A 22,027-nucleotide genomic window follows, 5' to 3' on the forward strand; every position below is an offset into this window, starting at 1 on the left:
GACCAGCCGTCCGCTCGCCCGCCCGTGGCGGCACCATGACGAGGGGCCCTCGTGTCGCACGGGGGCCCATCCCCGTTCCCGGACGGCACCGGACGCTCTCAGGGCCCGGGGGCGGGCTCCGTGGCCTGCAACGCCGCCGCTTCCTTCACGACCTCCTGCGCCTCGTTCCTCCGGTGCAGGTTCTGCAGGTCGATGCTCAGGTTCTTCAGTGCGGTGGCGAGCTTGGGGCGGTGGGTCGCCGAGTCCTTCTCCACCAGTGTCCGCAGCAGGCTCACCGCCTCCACGTCCGCCTGGTGCGCCTCCTTGTGCCGCGCCAGGTGCGTCAGGTCGGCGCCCACGTCGAGCAGGGCGTCGGCGAGCTCGGCGGAGTAGCCGTCCGGGTCCTCCTCGGCCAGTACCCGGAAGATGTCCACGGCGGCGTCCGCCGCCGCGTAGGACTTCTCGTAGCCGTCCATCTTGCTCAGCAGGCTGCTCGTGGCCAGCAGCGCCCGGGCGAGCGGCGCGCTGTGCAGCTGCGGCTCGTCCGCCGCGAGCTCCCGGTACAGTGCCACCGCCTCCTCGGCGACCGCCAGGGCCCGTACCGGCTGGTCGAGTTCGCCGAGGGTATGCGCCAGCCGGTCCAGCAGCCCGGCCAGCTCGCTCCGTTCGGCCTTCCCGTCCTGCACGGCGTCGCGGAGGAGACCGGCCGCCTCCTCGTAGACCGGCGCCGCCTTGGCGTGCCGTCCGAGGTCCATGAGGAGGGACCCCAGTTCGCCGAGGGCGTCCGCCAGGCCGTCGCGGTAGTCACCGTGCCGCGGCGCGTCCCGTTCGTCCGGTGCGCGGAAGAGACGGACCGCCTCTTCGAGGTCGGCCCGCGCCCCCTCCTTGCGGCCCAGTTCCCGTTTGTCGTAGCTCAGGTCGACCAGGGCCCAGCCCAGTTCCAGCCGGCGGATCGGGTCCTGCCGGGCCATCGCCCGGCAGGTGGCCACCCCTTCGGCGGAGGCGGCCCGGGCTTCCTCGTGGCGGTCCGCCTCGGTCAGCGTCACGCTCCAGTCGTGCAGCGCGTCGACGAAGGCCACCCCGTGTTCCATGAGGTCCTGCTGCGTCAGTGTGCGGTAGGCGGTCACCGCTCCTTCGAGATCGCCCTCCTTGCGCAGCTGGCCGGCCTCCGCGCTCAGCTCGGTGAACTGCTGGGCGGGCGCGGCCGGTTCCTCCCCGACGGCCGGTGCGGCGGGGTCCGGGACCTGCGGGACGGGTTCCGGGTCCGGGTCCGGGCCCGGCGGGGGGACGGCGGCGGGCTGCGAACGGTTGGCGGCGAGCACCAGTTCCTGGGCCGTCTCGGTGCCGCAGCGCTGCGGGGCGGGCAGTCCGCGGGCGGTGAGGGAGCGGTGGAGTTCGCGGTAGAGGGCGTCCAGGGTCAGCCCGTCCGGCTCGCGCGGGATCCCGTTCCGCAGCAGGGTTATCAGTTCCCCGGTGAAGGCGGTGTGGGTGGCCCCGGGGGCGACCAGGGCGGGTTCGTTGGCCGCCGCCGAGGTCAGGATGTACGTCCCGGAGATCTCGATCTGGCCGACCATCGCCGACACCTCGTCCGAGAGCTGCTCGCCGATGGCCCGGCCGGAGAAGCAGCAGTCCAGCAGCAGGATCCGGCTCTTCGCCGGGCTGGTGAGGAAGGCCTCGCGGACCCCCTCGAAGGACATGGCGGTGTAGAACAGCGCGTCCGGGTCGGTCTCGCCGAGCGCCAGGTACAGCTCCCGGCGGCGGCGGCCCACCAGCCCGTGTCCGGCGAAGTAGACCAGGAAGACGTCCTCGGCCGCCCGGGCGGCGTGCAGCAGCTGGCGTCCCAGGCTGTGCCCGTCGACCGGGTCGTTGATCTCGACGCAGTGCTCCGGGTGGAAGGCGCCACCGCCGGTGCGGGTCAGCTCCCGGCGCAGGTCCCGGACGTTGTTGTGGACCGCGGGCACGTCGGGCAGGTCGGCGTCGGCGTACCGGCCGACGCCGATCAGTACGGCCCGCGAGCGGTCCCGGTCAGGCAGCCGCACGGTCACCGGCCTCCTGCCGGCTCCCCGTCCGCGTCCGCGTCCGGTGTGCCGTCGTGCGCGTGCAGGGCGGCCCGCAGCAGGTCCTCCACCTCGGCGAGGCTCTTCACGTGCTCGGCGGACACCTCGGTGCGCCGCCCGTCCGGGGCGACGATCTCCACCCGGGCGTTCCGGCGCCGCGGCTGCCTGAGGTAGACCGCCAGGGTGCGCGCCAGCACGGTGAGCGTCCCGCCGCTGGTCAGCGTGACCACGAGCGTGTCGGCCCAGCCCGCGCCGAGTTCACCCGCGCGCGGGGCGGCCGGCCCTTCCGTCACCCTGCCGCGCAACTCGGGCTCGTCCGACAGCCAGGCGGCCAGCTCCACCCGCTCCTCGATCCGGTCCGCGCCCTCCACGGCCAGCCAGGACTCCACGGCGCCCCCCTCTTTCTCGTCACAGCCCCGGGCCCGGCTCCGCGCCCGGCTCCGACGTGATCGCTGTCTGTGAGACAAGTGTGCCGTCAGTCACCGGCGGGACGGAAACCGCGTCGGGTTCCCATGTCGGGTGCGTGCGGCGGGCGTTGCCGGGGGGAGCCGCCATGCAAACGCCCCCGGTCCCTGGGAAGTTCCAGGGGCCGGGGGCGTCCGGGCGCCGGTGCGTGCTGCCTCACGCGGCCGCGGCGGCCACCTGCGGCTCGCGGGCGTCCAGCGGCTCGTCCAGCGGGGAGGACTTGGCGCTCGCGTAGGCCTCGCGGTCCAGGATCCGCTCGCGCGCCGAGACCAGCACCGGGACCAGCGCCTGCCCGGCCACGTTGGTGGCGGTGCGCATCATGTCCACGATCGGGTCGATGGCCATCAGCAGGCCGACGCCCTCCAGCGGCAGGCCCAGGGTGGACAGGGTCAGGGTGAGCATCACCGTGGCGCCGGTGAGACCCGCGGTGGCGGCGGAGCCGACCACCGACACGAAGGCGATCAGCAGGTAGTCGCCGAAGTCGAGCTGGACGTCGAAGATCTGGGCGATGAAGATCGCGGCGATCGCCGGGTAGATGGAGGCGCAGCCGTCCATCTTGGTGGTGGAGCCGAACGGCACCGCGAAGGACGCGTACTCCTTGGGGACGCCCAGCCGCTCGGTGACCTTCTGGGTGAGCGGCATGGTGCCGACCGAGGAGCGGGAGACGAAGGCCAGCTGGATCGCCGGCCAGGCGCCGCGGAAGAACTGCAGCGGGTTGACCTTGGCGACGGTGGCCAGCAGCAGCGGGTAGACGCCGAACATCACCAGGGCGCAGCCGATGTAGATGTCGGCGGTGAAGGTGGCGTACTTGCCGATCAGGTCCCAGCCGTACTCGGCGATGGCGTAGCCGATGAGGCCGAGGGTGCCCAGCGGGGCGAGGCGGATGACCCACCACAGCGCCTTCTGGAGGAGTTCCAGGACGGCGTTGCTGAGGCTGAGGATCGGCTCGGCCTTCTCGCCCAGCTGCAGGGCGGCGATACCGGCGACGGCGGCCATGAAGACGATCTGCAGCACGTTCAGCTCGGTGAACGGCGTGATGACGTTCTCCGGCACGATGCCGGTGAGGAAGTCCAGCCAGGAGCCGGAGTGTTCCGGCTTGGCGCCGTCCTTGGGGGTCAGTCCGGTGCCCGAGCCCGGGTCGGTGAGCAGGCCGATGGCGAGGCCGATGGCCACCGCTATCAGCGAGGTGACCATGAACCAGAGCAGGGTGCGGCCGGCCAGCCGGGCGGCGTTGTTGACGTTCCGCAGGTTGGTGATGGACACCAGGATGGCGAAGAACACCAGCGGCGCGACGGCCAGCTTCAGCAGCTGGACGAAGATCGAACCGATCTTGTCGAGGGTGGTGACCAGCCAGTCGACGTCACCGCTGCGGGCGGCCCAGCCGAGCAGCACACCGAGGACCAGACCGCCGAGGATCTGGGCCCAGAAGGGCACCTTGGGCAGCCGGAAGGGGGCCGAGGGGGACGGGGTGGAGTCCGTCGTGGTGACGGACCCGGAGGAGGACGCGGACGACTCCGAGGACAACGGACACTCTCCGGGGACGGGAGGCGGACATGCGGGTGGGGTACGGGTGGCCAGGCTCCGGGGGGCCGGGGCGTGACCGAGCCGGGAGGTCCTTGACGGATCTCCGGCCGCTGCGCTTGGACGGGGACGGTCTCAGCGGCGGCGACAGGCCGCGGGCAGACAGCGGCGGCGACAACAGGTCGCGGACAGACTGGGGGCGCCTCCCACTCGGGCGGAGCCGAGAGTTCGGGGGAGGCGGGGATCGACGTGCAGGCGCGCCACGAGCGGGACGCTCGCGGGGTTGTGGTGCGCAGCTGCTGTCTTCATGGCACTCACATTAACATCGGTGCTTTGGGTGTCTCAAAGTAAATCTTTGAGCGGGCGGTGGACGGCAGGCGGAAAAAACGCCAACGCCCCGCCGGCCAGCGGATGCTGGCCGGCGGGGCGGGCGGGGAGACGCGGGCGGGGTGTGAGGAGGCTTACACGCCGTCCTCCTGGCTCCGGCTGGCCTGGAACTTGCCCTTGACCTGATCGACCTTCTCCACCAGCTGCTCCGACATGGCGTCCCGCTGCTTGCGCAGCAGCACCAGGCTGAGCGGCGCGGAGACGACGAGGGCGAGCAGCAGCACCCAGAAGAAGTTGGAATCGTTGGCACCGGCCGGCGCGAGCCCGAAGTGCACCAGGCCCCACATGACCAGGAAACAAGCGACGAAGATACCCAGGCGCATGGCGGTATAGCGCAGCGCGGCGCTCGACTTGGCAGGCACGGCTGGACTTCTTTCTGCTGGGAGATCCTGAACAACCAGACAACCAGTGAATCACGCCCGCTTCCGGATCATTTCAGCGGCAGCCACATCATGATGTCGTCGCGGAACTCGCCGCCGGCGACCCGGATCGCGTCGGGCATCCGGCCGATCTCCTCGAAGCCCACGGCGGCGTAGAAGTCCTCCACCCCGCGGCCGCTGCGCACGCCCAGCCGGAGGGCGTCGAAGCCCAGGTCGCGGCCCATGTCGATGACCTCGTTCAGCAGCCGCTTGCCGTGCCCGCCGCCCTGCAGGCCGGGGTCGACCATGACGGTGACCACCCAGGCCCAGTGCCGCATCAGGCGGTGGGCGTTCAGCTTGAGGTAGGCGGTGCCCACCAGCGCCCCGTCCTGGTGGGCGGCGACCAGCCGAAGCTCCCCGGCGCGGACCCCGGCGGCCTGCTCGTCGGCGACCGGCCGGACGTCCGCGGCGGTGACCGGGGGGACGAAGCCGACCGCGCCGCCGGCGTTGGTGACCCGGGTCCAGAGCTGGACGATCTCTTCCCGCAGGGCCGGGGTCAGGTCCGGGTCACGCGTGAAGGCAACGGGCACGGCAGCGGGCCCGGCAACAGGCACAGCATCAGGCACGGTAACAGGCGCAGTAATAGGCACACAGCGAGCCTAGCCATTACAAGATGGCGTGCCCACCCATTTCTCACGGACTGAGAACCACCAGGTCACCCCCGGGCCGGAGCCACCAGCCGGCTCAGCCCAGGGCCTCGGCCACCACCCGCAGATCGGCGACCAGCCCCCGGTAGACCGCCTCCCGGTCGTCGGCCCGGAGCACGGCGGAGGGGTGGACGGTCGCCACCACGCACTCGCCGCGCGGCTCCTCGCCGTCCAGCGCCGGGCAGGGCAGCAGCACACCGCGCTGCCTGGTGACCCGGAACGAGGGGCCGAGCAGCGACTTGCCGGCCGTCGCGCCGAGCGCGACGATCAGCTCGGGGTCGATCAGCCGCAGTTCGGCGATCAGCCAGGGTTTGCAGGCGGTCAGCTCGCGCAGGCCGGGCGCCTTGTGGATGCGCCGCTTGCCGCGCTCGGGCACCACCTCGAACTTGAAGTGCTTGACGGCGTTGGTGACGTAGGTCTCGGCCGGGTCGATCCCGGCCTCGGCCAGGGCCCGGGTCAGCACCCGCCCGGCCGGGCCGACGAACGGCCGGCCCTCGCGGTCCTCCTGGTCACCGGGTTGCTCGCCGACGAGCACCACCCGCGCGTCGGCCTCACCGGCACCGAAGACCGTCCGGTCGGCGGCGCGGTGCAACGGGCACCCCCGGCAGTCGGCCGCGGCGCTCCGCAGCGCCGCCAGGTCCGCCCGTTCGGGGACGAACGGCGCCGCGGTGTACGCCTCCTCCGGTCCGCCGGCGGGGGCGTGCCCGCCCTCGCTCCGGCCCGCCGGGCTGCTCGCCATGCGCCGCCGGGTACCCGGTCAGCCGCGGGTCACACCCGCATCGGCTGCGGCGACTCGCGGCGCTCCGGGTCCGGCCCCGGGTACTCGCGGATGACCTGGTAGCGGGTGTTCCGCTCCACCGGGCGGAAGCCGGCGTCGCGGATCAGGTCGAGCAGGTCGTCCCGGGTGAGCTTGTTCGGGGTGCCGAAGTTGTCCGCGTCATGCGTGATCTTGTATTCGACGACCGAGCCGTCCATGTCGTCGGCGCCGTGGTTGAGCGCCAGCTGGGCGGTCTGCACCCCGTGCATCACCCAGAAGACCTTCACGTGCGGGACGTTGTCGAACAGCAGCCGGGAGACCGCGAAGGTCTTCAGCGCCTCGGCCCCGGTGGCCATCGAGGTCCGCGCCTGGAGGCGGTTGCGGATCTTGCCGTCCTTCATGTCCACGAAGTCGTGCTGGTAGCGCAGCGGGATGAAGACCTGGAAGCCCCCGGTCTCGTCCTGCAGCTCCCGCAGCCGCAGCACGTGGTCCACCCGGTGCCGGGGCTCCTCGACGTGCCCGTAGAGCATGGTGCACGGGGTCTTCAGGCCCTTGGCGTGCGCCAGCCGGTGGATGCGCGACCAGTCCTCCCAGTGGGTGTCGTGGTCGACGATGTGCTGCCGCACCTCCCAGTCGAAGATCTCCGCGCCACCGCCGGTCAGCGACTCCAGACCGGCGTCGATCAGCTCGTCGAGGATCTCGTCGGCGGACAGCCCGGAGATCTTCTCGAAGTGGTGGATCTCGGTGGCGGTGAAGGCCTTGAGGGAGACCTGCGGCAGGGCCTCCTTGAGCGCCTTCAGCGAGCGCGGGTAGTAGCGCCAGGGGAGGTTGGGGTGGAGCCCGTTGACGATGTGCAGCTCGGTGAGGTTCTCCCCCTCCATCGCCTTGGCGAGGCTGACGGCCTCCTCGATGCGCATCGTGTACGCGTCCTTCTCGCCCGGCTTGCGCTGGAAGGAGCAGTAGGCGCAGGACGCGGTGCACACGTTCGTCATGTTGAGGTGGCGGTTGACGTTGAAGTGGACGACGTCGCCGTTCTTCCGCGTCCGCACCTCGTGGGCGAGCCCGCCCAGCCAGGCCAGGTCGTCGCACGCGTACAGGGCGATGCCGTCCGCGCGGGACAGCCGCTCCCCGGCGTGAACCTTCTGCTCCAGCTCACGCTTGAGTCCAGCGTCCATCCTCCGGCCGCCTCCCGTACGTCTGCGTTTGTGGCCTGGTGAGGAGCCTACTCCCCCGGTTTCCGGCCGGACGCGGCCCCCTGGGCGCGTCGCCCGGGGAGCCGTCCGGCCGGACCGGCGGCCGCCTGCTCAGACCTGCTCGGGCAGTTCGCCGACCCGGTTCTCCCACTTGGTGGAGAGCACGATGGTGGTCCGGGTCCGGGACACCCCGCGGGTGCCCGACAGCCGGCGGATGGTGCGCTCCAGCCCGTCCACGTCGGTGGCCCGCACCTTGAGCATGTAGGAGTCGTCGCCCGCGATGAACCAGCAGTCCTCGACCTCGGCGAGTTCCCGCAACCGGTGCGCCACGTCCTCGTGGTCGGTGGCGTCGGACAGCTGGATGCCGATCAGGGCGGTGACGCCCAGGCCCAGGGACGCCGCGTCCACGGTGGCGCGGTAGCCGGTGATCACCCCGGCCGCCTCCAGGCGGTTGATCCGGTCCGTGACGCTCGGCCCGGAGAGGCCGACCAGCCGGCCGAGCTCCGCGTACGAGGCCCTGCCGTTCTCCCGGAGGGCCTGGATGAGCTGCCTATCCACCGCGTCCATATGCCTGGCGCCTTCCATTGTTCTGCGATCTCAAGGATTTACATGTAGAATCTAAGGCATGCAGGGGCCGATGCCCTGCAAATCTTTCATACGATCAATGACGATCCTCAGGAGATGAGTCTCACCGTGTACACGATCGAGATGGCCTACGCCCGCATGCGCGAGCTGCAGGAGCTGGCCAGCCGCTCGCGTGCCCACCAGTCCGCCTCTCCGCGCCGGGCGCCCGCCGCGCAGCGCCGCACCGCCGCCAAGAAGCGCTGACCCTTCGTCTCCCACCTCCGACGGAGACACGTCCGCGCGACCTATCCCTTCCCCCGGGAGCCGGCCCCACCGCCCAGCTCCCCTTCCCAACGGCGGTACAGCTTGTGCGGCACCCCTGCCGCGTCCAGCACCCGCCCGGCGACGAAGTCCACCAGATCCTGGATGTGCGTCGCACCCGCGTAGAACGCCGGCGAGGCGGGCAGCACCACGGCGCCCGCCTCGTCCAGCGTCACCAGGTGCCGCAGCGTCTGCCCGTTCAGCGGGGTCTCCCGCACCGCGACCACCAGCGGCCGCCGCTCCTTGAGCGTCACGCTCGCCGCCCGCTGCAGCAGGTCCTTCGACAGCCCCAGCGCCACCCCGGCCACGCACGCCGTGCTCGCCGGCACGATCAGCATCCCCTTGACCGGGTACGACCCCGAGGACGGCCCGGCGGCCAGGTCCCCGGCCGCCCAGTGACGCACCCGGGAGACGTCCACGTCGAAGGCGTCCGGCGCGCCGTCGGCGCCGCGCGCCAGCCAGCTGCGCAGATCCTCCCGCCAGTGCGCGTCCCGGTACGCGATGCCGGTCTCGTCCAGCAGGGTCAGCCGGGACGATCGGCTGACCACCAGATCGACGTCCTCGCCCGCGTGCAGCAGACCGCGGAGCACCGAGGCGGCGTACGGCGTGCCGGACGCCCCGGAGACACCGACCACCCAGGGGCGGCGGGCGCCCGGCCCGCCGCGTCCCTCACTGCCCTGTTCGCTGTGCTGTTCACGCGGCTCCACGCCATCGAGCCTATCCGGCACCCTCCGTCGCGCCTCACCCGCGCGGTCCTCACCCGCTCAGCCCGCGGACCAGCAGGTCCAGCAGCGCACAGCAGAACAGCGCGATACCGATGAAGCCGTTGACGGTGAAGAACGCCCGGTTCAGCCGGGACAGGTCACCGGGCTTCACGATGGTGTGCTCGTAGCCGAACGCCGCGATGACGATCAGCAGGCCGGCCCAGAAGAACCCCCCGGCGTCGGTGGCCAGGCCGTACCAGCCCAGCAGCGCCACCGTCAGCACATGGCAGCCGCGCGCCCCGTACAGCGCGCCCGGCACGCCGAACCGGGCCGGCACCGACCTCACCCCGTGCGCCTGGTCGGACGCCACGTCCTGGCAGGCGTAGATCAGGTCGAAGCCGCCGATCCAGATGCCGATCGCGGCCCCCAGGATCACCGCGTCCCACGACCACTCGCCGGTCACCGCGATCCAGGCGCCGACCGGGCCCATCGCCTGCGCCAGCCCCAGGATGGCGTGCGGGTAGTGGGTGAACCGCTTGCCGTACGGATAGACCACCATCGGCACCACCGCCACCGGCGCCAGCGCCAGGCACAGCGGGTTGAGCAGCGCCGCCGCGCCCAGGAAGACCACCAGCGCCACCAGCGCCCCGGTCCACGCCGACCGCACCGACACCGCCCCGGTCACCAGCTCCCGGCCCGCGGTACGCGGGTTGCGGGCGTCGATCTCCCGGTCGATGATCCGGTTGCAGGCCATCGCGAAGGTGCGCAGCCCCACCATCGCCACCGTCACCAGCAGCAGCCCCAGCCAGTCGACCTCGCCGTCGTCCAGCAGCATCGCGGTGAGCGCGGCCATGTAGGCGAAGGGCAGCGCGAAGACCGAGTGCTCGATCATCACCAGCCGCAGGAAGGCCCGCACCCGGCCGCCGGCCGGCCTCGGACCCCGCCCGACGACTCCCTCGGCCGCGCTCACAGTCGGTATCCCTTCACAGCCCGTATTCCTTCCAGCGACGGTCGACCAGCGCCGCCGTGCTCGGGTCCGACTCGACCATCTCCGGCCAGCCGCCGTCCCGGGTGTAGCCCTCCTCGGGCAGCTTGCGGGTCGCGTCGATGCCCGCCTTGCCGCCCCAGAACTGCTGGTAGGAGGCGTGGTCGAGATGGTCCACCGGGCCCTCGACCACGGTCAGGTCGCGGGCGTAGTCGGTGTTGCCCAGTGCCCGCCAGGACACCTCGTGCAGATCGTGCACATCGCAGTCGGCGTCGACCACGACGATCAGCTTGGTCAGCGACATCATGTGCGCGCCCCAGATGGCGTGCATCACCTTCTGCGCGTGCTTGGGGTACTTCTTGTCGATCGAGACGATCGCGCAGTTGTGGAAGCCGCCCGACTCCGGCAGGTGGTAGTCGACGATGTCCGGGACGACGATCTTGAGGAGCGGGAGGAAGAACCGCTCGGTGGCCCGCCCCAGCGGCCCGTCCTCGGTCGGCGGCCGGCCCACCACGATGGACTGCAGCAGCGGGCGGCGCCGCATCGTGACGCAGTCGATGGTCAGCGCCGGGAAGTCCTCCTGCGGGGTGTAGAAGCCGGTGTGGTCCCCGAACGGGCCCTCCGGCAGCATCTTCCCCGGCTCCAGCCACCCCTCCAGTACCACCTCGGCGTGCGCCGGGACCTGGAGCGGCACCGTCTTGCAGTCGACCATCTCCACCCGCTTGCCCTGGAGGTAGCCGGCGAACAGGTACTCGTCGATGTCACCCGGCAGCGGGGCGGTGGAGGCGTACGTCACGGCCGGCGGCGCGCCGAACGCGATCGCGACCGGCAGCTTCTCGCCGCGCCGCGCGGCCACCTGGTAGTGGTTGCGGCTGTCCTTGTGGATCTGCCAGTGCATCCCGATGGTGCGCCGGTCATGGCGCTGGAGGCGGTACAGACCCAGGTTCCGCACCCCGGTCTCCGGGTCCTTGGTGTGGGTCAGGCCCAGGTTGAAGAAGGACCCGCCGTCCTTCGGCCAGGTGAACAGGGCCGGCAGCGTCTCCAGGTCGACCTCGTCGCCGTGCAGCACCACTTCCTGGACGGGGGCGTCCCGGACCTTCTTCGGCGGCACGTGCGACACCCCGGCGAGCTTGCCGAACGCCTCGCGCAGCCCGCCGATCCCCTGCGGCAGTTCGGGCTTGACCAGGCCGCCGATCCGCTCGCTGATCTCCGCGTAGGAGCGCAGACCCAGCGCCTTCAGCAGCCGCCGGTCGGTGCCGAAGACGTTCATGGCCAGCGGCATCGACGAGCCCTTGACGTTCTCGAAGAGCAGCGCCGGGCCGCCCGCCTTGTTCACCCGGTCGACGATCTCGCCGACCTCCAGACGGGGGTCGACTTCGGCCTTGACGCGCTTGAGGTCGCCTTCTCGGTCAAGTGCCCGCAGAAACGAACGAAGATCGTCGTATGCCATGCCGTCCAGTATCCGCCATGGCCCCCGGCCCCCCGGCGCCGGGCACACCAACGCCGCCGCGCCGTCCGCGAAGGGCCGCCGCCGGCCGGCCCGGGCCGCCCCCGGGCAGCGCGGCGGAACGGCCCCGGGCGCGCGCGGACTACTCTGGTGCCCGTAACCCAGGGCCCGCGCTTCGGGGCCCGTACACCACACGCAGGGGGGACGGCCTCATGCTCCGGGTGCTGATGATTCTGGTGCCGCTCGCGCTCAGCATCTACGCGTTCATCGACTGCATCACCACCGATGAGCAGGACGTCCGCTACATCCCCAAGCCGATCTGGGCGATCCTGGTGCTGCTCTTCCCGGTCGTCGGCTCGGTCTCCTGGCTGATCGCCGGGCGCAAGCGCACCCCCGCGCAGGGAGGCGGCGGCCGGGCCGGCCGGCGGCGCGGCGGCTGGGTGGCCCCGGACGACAACCCCGAGTTCCTCGAATCCCTCAAGGACCGCGGGGCGCCGCGGGACCCCGGTCCGGCCGGGGCGGACGAGGAGCCGGCGAGCGACCGGGAGGCCGAACTGCGGCGGCTCGAGGAGGAGCTGCGGCGCAAGGACGACGGCCCCGAGGACACCCCGCCGAACCGCTGACCCCCGGCGCCCGGCGCCGCGCCGCGGTCCTGCCCGGGCCCACGCCACGGTCCCGCACGGTGCAGCGCCACGGTCCCGCACGGTGCAGCGCCACGGTCCCGCCCGGGGTCGTCCGGCGCCGCCCGGACGACCGCGGCCGGTCCCGGTGACCGGGGTCGCGGGGGACCTGGGTCACCGGAACCGGCCGGGGCGGGTTCGGTCGGCGGGACGTCCGGCGTCGCTCAGACGCCGGAGTACGAGTGCTTGCCGGACACGAAGATGTTGATGCCGTAGTAGTTGAACAGGTAGCAGCCGAACGCCAGCAGCGCGAGGTACGCCGCCTTGCGGCCCTTCCAGCCGGCGGTGGCGCGGGCGTGCAGGTAGCCGGCGTACGCGACCCAGGTGATGAAGGACCAGACCTCCTTGGGGTCCCAGCCCCAGTAGCGGCCCCACGCGGCCTCGGCCCAGATCGCGCCCGCGATGATGGTGAACGTCCACAGCGGGAAGACCGTGGCGTTGATGCGGTACGAGAACTTGTCGAGCGAGGCGGCGGACGGCGTCCGGGCGAGCACCGAGCTGACGAAGTTGCCGTACTGCTTGCCCTCGGGGTTCTCCAGCCGGGTCTCGTAGCTGTCCCGGAAGAGGTACAGCAGCGCGGAGACCGAGCCCAGGTAGAGCGCCGCGCCGGAGACGATCGCGCAGCTGACGTGGATCCACAGCCAGTACGAGTCCAGCGCGGGGACCAGCTGGTCGTTGTCGGTGTAGAGGACCGACACCGCCAGGCCCAGGTCGAGCAGGACCGTGGTGGCCAGCGGCAGGCCGATCCAGCGCACGTTCTTCTTCAGCGCCAGCAGGGTCAGGTAGGTGCCCACCGCGACCATCGCGAAGGTCGTGGAGAACTCGTACATGTTGCCCCAGGGCGCCCGTTCCACGGACACCGCGCGGGACACCACGCCACCGGCGTGCAGCAGGAAGCCCAGCACGGTCAGGCCGACCGCGATGCGCCCGTACACGTCGCCCTGCTCGCTGGTGCCCGCGGCGCCCGGCCCGTCCGGCACGTCGCGGCTGCCGGGCGCGGAGCGGGTGATGACCGTGGGGCGCTCCAGCACCGTGGTGCCGCCGCCCTTGGTGGCGACGGTGACCGTCACCTTCGCCTGGTCCGCGGAACGGTCCGTGGCGATCGCGGCCGCGGTGCGGCCCACGGCGCTGCGACTGCCGAAGACCCATTCGGCGATGTGGGCGAGGAAGGCCAGGGTGTAGACGGCCATCGCCGAGTAGATCAGCACGTTGCTGGTCTCGGCCAGGCTCTCGTTGGCTGCGGCGAGGTTCACGCGCGCGCTCCTTCGGCAGGGTCTGCGGAGTCGCCGGGATCGGCGGGTTCAGCGGGATCGGCCGAATCATCGGATTCGGCGGAGTCAGTGGGTTCTGCGGGCCGCGCGGCCCGGTCGGCGTCCGCGGCCGCGCCGGACTTCCCGGCGCCCCCGGTCGTGCCGGAGGCCCCGGACCCGCCGGGCTCACCGGACGCCTCGGACTCGCCGTCCCCCGGGGTCTCGGAGCCGTCCCCGGCGCCGGCGTCGTCCCCGGCACCGGCCTCCGGCACCGGCGGGGCGTCCGACTGGAGGTCGACGGCCAGGTCGGCCAGTTCCTCGGGCAGCTTGGCCGACTCGCTGCGGCCCAGCCCGGCCATCTCCACCAGAGTGGTGCCGTCCGGCTGGGTCACCGCCCGCACCCACACCCGGCGGCGCTGGATGAACAGCGAGGCGGCGAGCCCGACCAGGGCCGCGACCGCGCCGACGAGCGCGCCCGGGGTGCCCGGCTTGTGGGAGATCTGGAAGGTCGCCCACTCCTTGATGCCGGTGAACTCCAGCGTGCCGGCGCCGTTCGGCAACTCCATCTCGTCGCCGACCCTGAGCAGCTCACCGCGGTTCTTCTTGCCGTCGCCGGTGCCGAACTGCTTCATCCGCGAGGTGTCCAGCTGGTACACGTTCTGCGGCGTGCCGCCGCTGATGCCCAGGCTGCCGCGGTACGCGGTGAGCACCAGCGCCGGATTGTCCAGCGCCGGGAACTGGGAGAACATCGTGCCGGTGCTCAGGTCGAGGGTGGGTACGAAGAATCCCTGGAAGGCGATCTGGTCCTTCTTGCCGTCCTTGCCCCGGTAGTGCGGCACCTTGATGACCACGTTCTCGGTCAGGTTGGCGCCCTCCAGCGGCAGCGACGGCACCGGCCCCTTGAAGGCGACGTCGCCCTGGCCGTCCCGCACCGTGACCACCGGCGCGTAACCGTGGCCGAGCAGGAAGACCTTGTAGCCGGCGACCTCCAGCGGATGGTTGACCTCGATGGTCTTCTTCCGCTCCGGACCGTCCACGCCCTCCCAGTACCTGACGTGGGCGCGGAAGGTGGTCGGGGTGCGCATCTGCGGGCCGCTGCGCACGTAGTCCGCCTCGAAGTCGTCCAGCTCGAAGCCGAACGGCGCCATGTCGTCGGTGTCGAACCACGGGCCGGACTGGATGTTGTCGTACTGGGTGAGGCCGTTGGTGAAGCCGTCACCACTGCCCTCGACGATCAGCTTGCCGCCCTCGGACTTCCACAGCTGCCCGGCGGCGAACGACACCAGCATCACGATCAGCGCCAGGTGGAAGACGAGGTTCCCGGCCTCGCGCAGGTAGCCCTTCTCCGCGGCGACCGCGTCGCCCGCCACGTGGTTGCGGAAGCGCCGGCGCCCGATCGCCGAACCGGCGGCGCGCAGCACCTCCTCGGGGGCGGCCCGGGTGCGCCAGCTGGTGTAGGCGGGCAGCCGGGTGAGGTCGCGCGGGGCGGCCGGCGGGCGGCCGCGCAGCTGGCCGATGAACTGCCAGGTACGCGGGACGATGCAGCCGATGAGCGAGATGAACAGCAGGATGTAGATCGCCGAGAACCACACCGAGCTGTAGACGTTGAACAGCTGCAGCTTCTCGTAGAGCGGCGCCAGCGTCTCGTGCCGGGCCCGGAAGTCCTCCGCCTTGAGCGGCTCCACGCTGTCCTGCGGGACGAGCGAGCCGGGGATCGAGGCCAGCGAGAGCAGGAACAGCAGCAGCAGCGCGACCCGCATCGAGGTCAGCTGCCGCCAGAACCAGCGCAGCCAGCCCAGGACCTCGCGGCCCAGCCACTGGGCGCCGCCCAGCGCGCCGGGCCGGCGCACCCCGCCGAACGAGCCGGGCACGGCCTGGCCGCGTTCCTCCACGGGCGCCGTGGAGAGCTGCGACCCGGCCTCGCCGAGGTCGCCGTCGCCGTCCTCCGGCGCCCGGCCGGGGTCGTCCCCGGCCGGGTGGACGTCCTCGGGGGCGTCCTTCGCCGTGGCGTCGGTGTCAGTGGTGGCCATGGATCAGATCCCCACGTTGAAGCTGCTCGTCCACACCTGCATGTCGCTGATCATGCGGTCCCAGGCCCCGGTGACGAGCAGCACGCCGAGAACCACCAGCATGCCGCCGCCGATCCGCATCACCCACACGTAGTGGCGCTTGACCCAGCCGAACGCGCCGAGCGCGCGCCGGTAGGCGATGGCCACCACGATGAAGGGCAGTCCCAGTCCCAGACAGTAGGCGACGGTCAGCAGCGCACCGCGACCGGCACTCGCCTCGTTGAAGGACAGGGCGGTGACGGCGGTGAGCGTCGGCCCCAGGCACGGCGTCCAGCCGACCCCGAACAGCACGCCCAGCACCGGCGCGCCCACCAGCCCCAGTGTGGGCTTGACGTGGAAGCGGAACTCGCGCTGGCCGAACCGCTTGAGCAGGCCCATGAAGGCCAGGCCCATCAGGATGGTGACCGCGCCCAGCACCTGGGAGATGGTCTCCCGGTGCTCCTGCAGCTCGCGTCCGGCGTACCCGAAGAAGGCGCCGGTGGAGACGAAGACGGCGGTGAAGCCCAGGATGAACAGCGAGGCCCCGGCGAGCATCCGGCCGCGCCGCGCCTCCGCCAGGTCCGCGCCGGTGATGCCGGTCACGTACGACATGTAGCCGGGGACCAGCGGCAGCACGCAGGGGGAGAAGAAGGAGACGAGACCGCCGAGGACGGCGACCGGCAGCGCCAGCAGCAGCGCCCCGCTGAGGACGGTCTCGTTGACCGCGGCGTCGGCGAGAGTGATCACAACGGTCACTTCTCCGCGAGGATGGGGTCGATCATCTCCCGCAGCTTCTCCTCGTTGAGCGGCCGGATCGCGCGGGCCGCGATCTTCCCGTCCCGGTCGAGGATGATCGTGGTCGGGATGAGCTGCGGGTTGAGGCTGCCCTTGGGGAAGCGCAGCATCAGCTTCCCGATCGGGTCGTAGAAGCTGGGGTAGGAGACCTCGTTGTCCCGCTCGAACTTGCGTGCGTTGGCGGGGTCGGGGTCACGGGTGTTGATGCCGACGAACTGCACGCCGTCCGCCTCGGTGGCCTTGGCGACCTTCGCGAAGTGCGGCGCCTCGGCGATGCACGGCGCGCACCACGAGCCCCAGACGTTGAGCACGATGATCTTGCCCCGGTAGTCCCCGACGCTGAGCGGCTTGCCGTGGATGTCCTTGCCGGTGAGATCCGGCGCGGCTTGGCGGTCACCCTTCGGGACGGTGTCCAGACCGCCCTTGCCGGTGACGAATCTGGTGTCGGACGATCCTCCGGAGACGCCCGAGCCACAGGCGGACAAGGTCAGCGCGGCGACAACGGCCCCGATGGCCGGCACGATGGCGCGACGGCGGGTCGCGAGGCCCCGAGGGGCGCGGCAGGCACTCATGTGAAAAGTTTCGCATGGGCGGTTTAGGGATCATCCGCACCCCCCTGTGGTGCCGATCGAACGGCGCCCGGCGGCGCGGCCGCGCAGGTCGGCGGGGGTGACGGGGGTGACGGCGGGGCCAGGCAGGAACCAGCGGCGGGGCCGGGCAGGAACCAACGGCGGGGCCGGGCGGTCCGGTGCCGGACCGCCCGACCCGGCACCGGACCGTTTCCCGCACCCTTGGGCGCGGCCGGCCCGGGCCGGCCGCGGTCAGGCGCCGAACCCCTTGGAGGCGCCCTTGATCGAGCCCTTGCCGAACCGCCGCTGGGCCCCGGCCAGCAGATGCGTGGGCACCAGGTCCCGGGCCGGTTCGCTGTAGCCCACCGACACGATCCGGTCGCCCCGGAAGGTGAACGTGGTCAGGCTGGCCAGGGTGCACTGCCGCTGACGCGGGTCGTGCCACAGCCGCCGCTTCTCGGCCCAGCTGCGCACCACCCAGATCGGCAGCTGGTGGCTGACGCACACCGCCTCGTGGCCGCGCGCCGCGTCCCGTGCCGCGCTCAGCGCGCCCATCATCCGGACCACCTGGTCGACGTAGGGCTCGCCCCAGGAGGGCCGGAAGGGGTTGGTGAGGTACTTCCAGTTCGCCGGCTTCTTCAGGGCGCCGTCCCCGACGCCGAAGGTCTTGCCCTGGAAGATGTTGTCCGCCTCGATCAGCCGCTCGTCGGCGGCCAGCTCCAGGCCGTGCGCCTCGGCGATCGGCTGCCCGGTCTCCTGGGCGCGCTCCAGCGGCGACGCCACGACGTACCTGACGTCCCGCCCGGCCAGGTGCTCGGCCACCCGGTCGGCCATCTTCCGGCCCAGCTCGGAGAGGTGGTAGCCGGGCAGCCGCCCGTAGAGCACCCCGTCCGGGTTCTCCACCTCACCGTGCCGCATCAGGTGGACGACGGTGAGGTCGCTGTCGGTCTTCGTCATGTCACCCATCATCCAGTGGCTTCGGCGGCGGCCTGCGCGGCCCCGGGCAGTGCGGCGGCGATCCGCTCCACCGCCCGCGCGTCGTGCGCCGTGGAGACGAACCACGACTCGAACGCGGACGGCGGCAGGTAGACGCCCTGGGCCAGCATCGAGTGGAAGAACGCGGTGAAGCGGAAGCTCTCCTGCTGCTTGGCGTCGGCGTAGTTCCGCACCTCGTCCTCGGTGAAGAACACCGAGAACATGTTGCCCGCGGTCTGCAGCCGGTGCGCGACGCCCGCCTTGGCCAGCGCCTCGGTCACCAGCCCCCGGATCTCCGCGGAGACCGCGTCCACCCGCGTGTACGCCGCCTCGTCCAGCAGTCGCAGCTGCGCCAGCCCGGCGGCGGTGGCGACCGGGTTCCCGGACAGCGTGCCGGCCTGGTAGACCGGGCCGGCCGGGGCGAGGTGCGCCATCACGTCGGCGCGGCCGCCGAACGCCGCCGCGGGGAAGCCGCCGCCCATGACCTTCCCGAAGGTCATCAGGTCCGGCCGCACCCCGTCCAGGCCGTACCAGCCGGCCCGGCTGACCCGGAAGCCGGTCATGACCTCGTCGGAGATGTACAGCGCGCCGTTCTCCCGGCAGAGCCGCTGCAGGCCCGCGTTGAAGCCGTCCCGCGGCGGGACCACGCCCATGTTGCCCGGCGATGCCTCGGTGATCACACAGGCGATCTCCCCGGGGTGCGCGGCGAAGGCGGCCCGCACCGCGTCCAGGTCGTTGTAGGGCAGGACGACGGTGTCCCCGGCCTGCGCCCCGGTCACGCCCGGCGTGTCGGGCAGCGCGAACGTCGCCACCCCGGACCCGGCGGCGGCGAGCAGCGCGTCCACGTGGCCGTGGTAGCAGCCCGCGAACTTGATCACCTTGGCGCGGCCGGTGAAGCCGCGCGCCAGCCGGATCGCCGACATGGTCGCCTCGGTGCCCGAGGACACCAGGCGCACCTGCTCGACGGGCCCCACCCGGGCGACGATCTCCTCGGCGAGCGCGACCTCGCCCTCCCCCGGCGTGCCGAAGGACGTCCCGCGCGCCACGGCGGCCTGCACCGCCGAGATCACCTCGGGATGGGCGTGTCCGAGGATCATCGGTCCCCAGGAACACACGAGGTCGACGTACTCCCTGCCGTCGGCATCGGTGAGGTACGGACCATCACCGGACACCATGAAACGGGGCGTACCGCCCACGGCGCGGAACGCGCGCACAGGAGAGTTCACGCCGCCGGGCGTCACGATGGCCGCGCGGTCGAATAGCGTCTGCGAAACTGGTGCTGCGTACGGATAGGGATTGCTCACGCATGCCATGGTGTCAGAGGCTGATGGGGACGTGCGTCCGGGCGTTTCACCGCCCGCACGCGGGGGAGGTCTCAGACACGATGATCGGGTTGCGCGGCGGGGACCGCGTCTCCCAGAACAGCACTCGGGTGGAGATATGCATCGCGGTGGCGAACTGGGTGAAGGGACCGACGACCGGGGTCCCGAGCGCGCCCGCCCTAGACGCCCCGGTCGCCACGGGCGCCATCGACGCGAGGACGTGAACGGCACGGCGAGGGAAAACAGGGGCGGGCGCATGGGGGTGACCTACAAGTACTTCGGTGCGCCGGACGGCGCCACCGCGGCACGGGTCCCCATCTCCATGCGTCCCGAGGAGCTCGGCGGGGACGAGCTCGGCATGGGCGGCATGTTCACCAAGATCAAGCCGGAGACGGTGGCCGCCATGGTCCTCACCGGCATCGAGGGCATACCGCTGCACAAGGTGCCCCCGCTGGAGCTCGTCGTCCTGCACCCGGACTACGCGGTGGTCAAGCTGCCCATGACCGTCGTCGACCCGCTGCGCGGTGTCGGCGAGGAGGCGGTGGGCGCGGCCGCGTTCATCTGGTCCACCGTGCCCGACCGCGGCGGCCCCCGCGACGCCTACACGGTCTACCAACTCCTCCACGAGTGGCAGGACTTCTCGCACCGGCTGCACGAGGCCGGACACCAGGCGTACTGCCTGGTCTGGCCCTGAGCCGGCGCCTCCGCCGGCCGGGCGCCCGGATCGGTCACGGCCCCCGCGTCGGGGCCGGACCGGACGCGGACGGTGCCGGGCCGCGACCGACCCGGGCGTGAGACCCGGGCGTGGGTCCCGGGCGTGACCGAGCCCGGTGTGGCCGATCCCGGCGACCGGACGGCCGCGGACGCCGGCCGGGACGGGCCCCCTCGGCGGCCCTCGGTGCCACCCCGTGTTGCCACACGTTGCCGGGCGGCCCGTTGCCCGGCGCAACACCGCGCCGGGGCGGCAGTCTGCTACCGGCCGGGCGACCGGCCTGAGCCGATCGGCGACCGACCGGGCGCCACCGCGGTGCGGGAGACATGAGGTGTGCTGTGCGACGTCCGCTGCTGTCCATGAGGGCGGCCCTGGTGCTGTTACTCGCCGTCCTCACCGGCCTGGGCGCCGGGCTGCTCGCCGGCCTGGGCGGCACCCCCGGCCCGGGGTGCGTGCTGTACGGGGCGGGGGCGTTCGGGGTGGCGGTGGGGTTCTTCGACCGGCTGGTCGGCGACCCGGACGCCCGCCCGGCACCCGGCGGCACGGCGCGGGACGGCTCCGATGGGTGAACTGAGGCCCCTGGCGGACGGACTGGCCCCCGAGTGCCGGGAGTTCGCCGCCGCGCTGCGGGAACTCTTCACCGGCCTGGACGTGTCGGTACGGCGGTACGCGGCGCGCCGGTACCGCGACGCCGGGACCATCTCCCGCTATCTGAGCGGCACCCGCGTACCCCCGTGGGAGTTCGTCTTCGACCTGCTCACCGATCTCGCGGAGGTCCGGGGCTCGGCGGTCACGCCGGGCACCATCGAGCTGGTGCGCGAGCTGCACCGGGCGGCCGTGCGGACCGGCAGCTCCGCGGGGCACGCGGTGGAGGTGCTCCAGCACCAGCTGGCCGACGCCGACCGGGAGGCCCGCACCTCCAGCGCCACCGAGGACGTGCTGGGCGAGGCGCTGCTGGACCGCCGGCACCGGATCGCCGACCTGGAGGTGCGGCTGAGCCAGCTGGAGGCGGACCGGGCCGCGGACCGGGCCCGCGCGGAGACCCTGGAGCAGGCGTTCCCCGACCTCGCCGGACTGCTGCGCGAGCGGGACGCCCTCCAGCGGGAGGTCCGGCGGCTGGCCGGCGAGCTGGAGGAGGTCCGGCGCCGCGGCATGCTGGCGGAGGACCGCTGCCATCTTCTGGAGCGGCAACTCGCCGCGGTGGAGGCCCAGGCCGCGGCGGCGCGGACACCGTCCGCGGAGGTCCCTCCCCCGGCACGGCCCGGCCCGCCGACCGAGGACGAGGCCCTGGCCGCGCCCGGCCCGGCACCCGGGGACGAGACCCTGTCACAACCCGGCCTGCCGCCCGGGGACGAAGCGGCCCTGGCACAGCCCGGCCCAATGCCCGCGGACGAAGCGGCCCTGGCGCGGCCCGGCGGGATAACCGGGTACGAAGCGGCCCTGGCGCGGCCCGGTGCGACCTCCGCGGACGAACCGGTTCCGGCGCGGCCCGGCCCGCCGCTCCCGCCCGCGGACTCGCCCGTACCCGTCCCGGCCGGACGACCGCCGAAGATCCTGCTGGTGGACGACCAGGAGGACAACCTGCTGGCCCTGCGGGCGGTCCTGGCCACCCTCGGCCAGGACATCGTCTCGGCCACCTCCGGGCGGGAGGCGCTGAAGGCCCTGCTCGACCACGACGACTTCGCGGTGATCCTGCTGGACGTGCAGATGCCGGAGATGGACGGCTACGAGACCGCCGCGCAGATCAAGCGGCGGCGGCGCAACCGCGACATCCCGATCCTCTTCCTCACCGCGATGGGGACCGACCCCGAGCACTCCTCGCGCGGCTACGCCGCGGGCGGCGCCGACTACATCTCCAAGCCCATCGACCCGTGGGCGCTGCGGGCGAAGGTCTCGATCTTCACCGAGATCTGCCTCGAACGGCGCCACTACGCCCGGCACCTGGGGCACCCGCCCGAGCCGCCGGCCCCTGCCCCGGACGGGCCCGTGCCGTACCCGCCCCACCCCCGGCCCGCCGCCGGGCCCCCGGCCCCCTCCGGGCCGTCCCCGGCCCACGGTTGAGCCCCGGGCCGGCCCACCGCCGAGCCCGGCCGACCCACCGCCCACTCTCCGCGCCGTCCGCTGCCGGGGCCGGCGGCCCGCGGCGCCTCCCGGGACTCCGCGGATCCTTCGCGCATCGCGATCGCCCGGCCGCCCGGCACCGGGGCACGGCAGCGGGCCGGGCCGCGGC

Annotated in this window: 22 protein-coding genes; 5 read left to right on the top strand and 17 right to left on the bottom strand. The window is 72.5% G+C overall.

The window, feature by feature from the left end:
- Positions 1-98: 98 nt before the first annotated feature.
- The 8 genes from ACH4B3_RS17875 to ACH4B3_RS17910 all read right to left on the bottom strand — a co-directional run bounded on the left by ACH4B3_RS17875 (position 99) and on the right by ACH4B3_RS17910 (position 7,992).
- Positions 99-2,018, bottom strand: coding sequence for a caspase family protein (locus tag ACH4B3_RS17875; RefSeq protein ID WP_398463794.1), 1,920 nt, complete (start codon positions 2,016-2,018; stop codon positions 99-101).
- 2 nt (positions 2,019-2,020) lie between these two features.
- Entirely contained in the window at positions 2,021-2,425 is a 405-nt protein-coding gene (locus ACH4B3_RS17880) for a hypothetical protein (protein WP_398463795.1), read from the bottom strand.
- Between the two features lie 232 nt (positions 2,426-2,657).
- A complete protein-coding gene (locus tag ACH4B3_RS17885) occupies positions 2,658-3,944 on the bottom strand; it encodes a dicarboxylate/amino acid:cation symporter (RefSeq protein WP_398463854.1) in 1,287 nt (428 codons plus the stop codon).
- 539 nt (positions 3,945-4,483) lie between these two features.
- Positions 4,484-4,771 carry a DUF4229 domain-containing protein gene (locus ACH4B3_RS17890; protein ID WP_398463796.1) on the bottom strand — a complete coding sequence of 96 codons (288 nt, stop codon included), beginning with the start codon at positions 4,769-4,771 and terminating at the stop codon, positions 4,484-4,486.
- 68 nt (positions 4,772-4,839) lie between these two features.
- Positions 4,840-5,358 carry a GNAT family N-acetyltransferase gene (locus ACH4B3_RS17895; RefSeq protein WP_398463797.1) on the bottom strand — a complete coding sequence of 173 codons (519 nt, stop codon included), beginning with the start codon at positions 5,356-5,358 and terminating at the stop codon, positions 4,840-4,842.
- A 154-nt stretch (positions 5,359-5,512) separates the two neighbouring features.
- Positions 5,513-6,214, bottom strand: coding sequence for a UdgX family uracil-DNA binding protein (locus ACH4B3_RS17900; RefSeq protein ID WP_398463798.1), 702 nt, complete (start codon positions 6,212-6,214; stop codon positions 5,513-5,515).
- Between the two features lie 29 nt (positions 6,215-6,243).
- Positions 6,244-7,407: an aminofutalosine synthase MqnE gene (mqnE, locus tag ACH4B3_RS17905; protein WP_398463799.1), complete on the bottom strand. Its 1,164-nt coding sequence runs from the start codon at positions 7,405-7,407 to the stop codon at positions 6,244-6,246.
- Between the two features lie 129 nt (positions 7,408-7,536).
- A complete protein-coding gene (locus ACH4B3_RS17910; protein ID WP_398463800.1) occupies positions 7,537-7,992 on the bottom strand; it encodes an Lrp/AsnC family transcriptional regulator in 456 nt (151 codons plus the stop codon).
- A gap of 114 nt (positions 7,993-8,106) precedes the next feature.
- On the opposite strand from ACH4B3_RS17910, the gene ACH4B3_RS17915 reads away from it, so the two are divergent.
- Complete coding sequence (locus tag ACH4B3_RS17915) at positions 8,107-8,253, top strand: hypothetical protein (RefSeq protein ID WP_398463801.1); 147 nt, start codon at positions 8,107-8,109, stop codon at positions 8,251-8,253.
- A gap of 41 nt (positions 8,254-8,294) precedes the next feature.
- Here ACH4B3_RS17915 and ACH4B3_RS17920 read toward each other — a convergent pair whose 3' ends face one another.
- Genes ACH4B3_RS17920 through ACH4B3_RS17930 form a run of 3 tightly spaced genes read right to left on the bottom strand, consistent with a single transcriptional unit; the run spans position 8,295 to position 11,449 of the window.
- Entirely contained in the window at positions 8,295-9,017 is a 723-nt protein-coding gene (locus ACH4B3_RS17920; protein ID WP_398463802.1) for a UbiX family flavin prenyltransferase, read from the bottom strand.
- Positions 9,018-9,066: 49 nt separating this feature from the next.
- Complete coding sequence (gene mqnP / locus ACH4B3_RS17925; protein WP_398463803.1) at positions 9,067-9,984, bottom strand: menaquinone biosynthesis prenyltransferase MqnP; 918 nt, start codon at positions 9,982-9,984, stop codon at positions 9,067-9,069.
- Between the two features lie 13 nt (positions 9,985-9,997).
- Entirely contained in the window at positions 9,998-11,449 is a 1,452-nt protein-coding gene (locus ACH4B3_RS17930) for a menaquinone biosynthesis decarboxylase (RefSeq protein ID WP_398463804.1), read from the bottom strand.
- A gap of 209 nt (positions 11,450-11,658) precedes the next feature.
- Between ACH4B3_RS17930 and ACH4B3_RS17935 the strand changes: the two genes are divergently transcribed.
- On the top strand, positions 11,659-12,069 hold the full coding sequence (locus ACH4B3_RS17935) for a PLD nuclease N-terminal domain-containing protein (protein WP_398463805.1): 411 nt from the start codon (positions 11,659-11,661) through the stop codon (positions 12,067-12,069).
- Between the two features lie 221 nt (positions 12,070-12,290).
- Here ACH4B3_RS17935 and ccsB read toward each other — a convergent pair whose 3' ends face one another.
- The 6 genes from ccsB to hemL all read right to left on the bottom strand — a co-directional run bounded on the left by ccsB (position 12,291) and on the right by hemL (position 19,076).
- The gene (ccsB, locus tag ACH4B3_RS17940; RefSeq protein WP_398463806.1) at positions 12,291-13,379 is read right to left on the bottom strand and encodes a c-type cytochrome biogenesis protein CcsB; all 1,089 of its coding nucleotides are present in this window, start codon (positions 13,377-13,379) and stop codon (positions 12,291-12,293) included.
- On the bottom strand, positions 13,376-15,406 hold the full coding sequence (locus ACH4B3_RS17945; protein WP_398463807.1) for a cytochrome c biogenesis protein ResB: 2,031 nt from the start codon (positions 15,404-15,406) through the stop codon (positions 13,376-13,378). Before ACH4B3_RS17945 ends, ccsB begins: the two co-directional genes overlap by 4 nt.
- A gap of 3 nt (positions 15,407-15,409) precedes the next feature.
- Positions 15,410-16,180 carry a cytochrome c biogenesis CcdA family protein gene (locus tag ACH4B3_RS17950; protein ID WP_398463808.1) on the bottom strand — a complete coding sequence of 257 codons (771 nt, stop codon included), beginning with the start codon at positions 16,178-16,180 and terminating at the stop codon, positions 15,410-15,412.
- The gene (locus tag ACH4B3_RS17955; protein ID WP_398463809.1) at positions 16,177-16,791 is read right to left on the bottom strand and encodes a TlpA family protein disulfide reductase; all 615 of its coding nucleotides are present in this window, start codon (positions 16,789-16,791) and stop codon (positions 16,177-16,179) included. The genes ACH4B3_RS17950 and ACH4B3_RS17955 overlap by 4 nt, the downstream gene beginning before the upstream one ends.
- 249 nt (positions 16,792-17,040) lie before the next feature.
- Entirely contained in the window at positions 17,041-17,745 is a 705-nt protein-coding gene (locus tag ACH4B3_RS17960; protein ID WP_398463810.1) for a histidine phosphatase family protein, read from the bottom strand.
- Between the two features lie 8 nt (positions 17,746-17,753).
- Positions 17,754-19,076 (bottom strand): glutamate-1-semialdehyde 2,1-aminomutase, encoded by a 1,323-nt coding sequence (hemL, locus tag ACH4B3_RS17965; RefSeq protein ID WP_398463811.1) that lies wholly within the window; start codon positions 19,074-19,076, stop codon positions 17,754-17,756.
- A 127-nt stretch (positions 19,077-19,203) separates the two neighbouring features.
- Between hemL and ACH4B3_RS17970 the strand changes: the two genes are divergently transcribed.
- The 3 genes from ACH4B3_RS17970 (at position 19,204) to ACH4B3_RS17980 (ending at position 21,858) form a co-directional block, all read left to right on the top strand.
- The gene (locus tag ACH4B3_RS17970) at positions 19,204-19,779 is read left to right on the top strand and encodes a hypothetical protein (RefSeq protein WP_398463812.1); all 576 of its coding nucleotides are present in this window, start codon (positions 19,204-19,206) and stop codon (positions 19,777-19,779) included.
- 356 nt (positions 19,780-20,135) lie between these two features.
- Entirely contained in the window at positions 20,136-20,366 is a 231-nt protein-coding gene (locus ACH4B3_RS17975) for a hypothetical protein (protein WP_398463813.1), read from the top strand.
- Entirely contained in the window at positions 20,359-21,858 is a 1,500-nt protein-coding gene (locus ACH4B3_RS17980; protein WP_398463814.1) for a response regulator, read from the top strand. The genes ACH4B3_RS17975 and ACH4B3_RS17980 overlap by 8 nt, the downstream gene beginning before the upstream one ends.
- The last annotated feature ends 169 nt before the right edge of the window (positions 21,859-22,027 follow it).

This window comes from Streptomyces sp. NPDC018031 (assembly GCF_044327625.1).
In the GTDB taxonomy this organism is placed as follows: domain Bacteria; phylum Actinomycetota; class Actinomycetes; order Streptomycetales; family Streptomycetaceae; genus Streptomyces.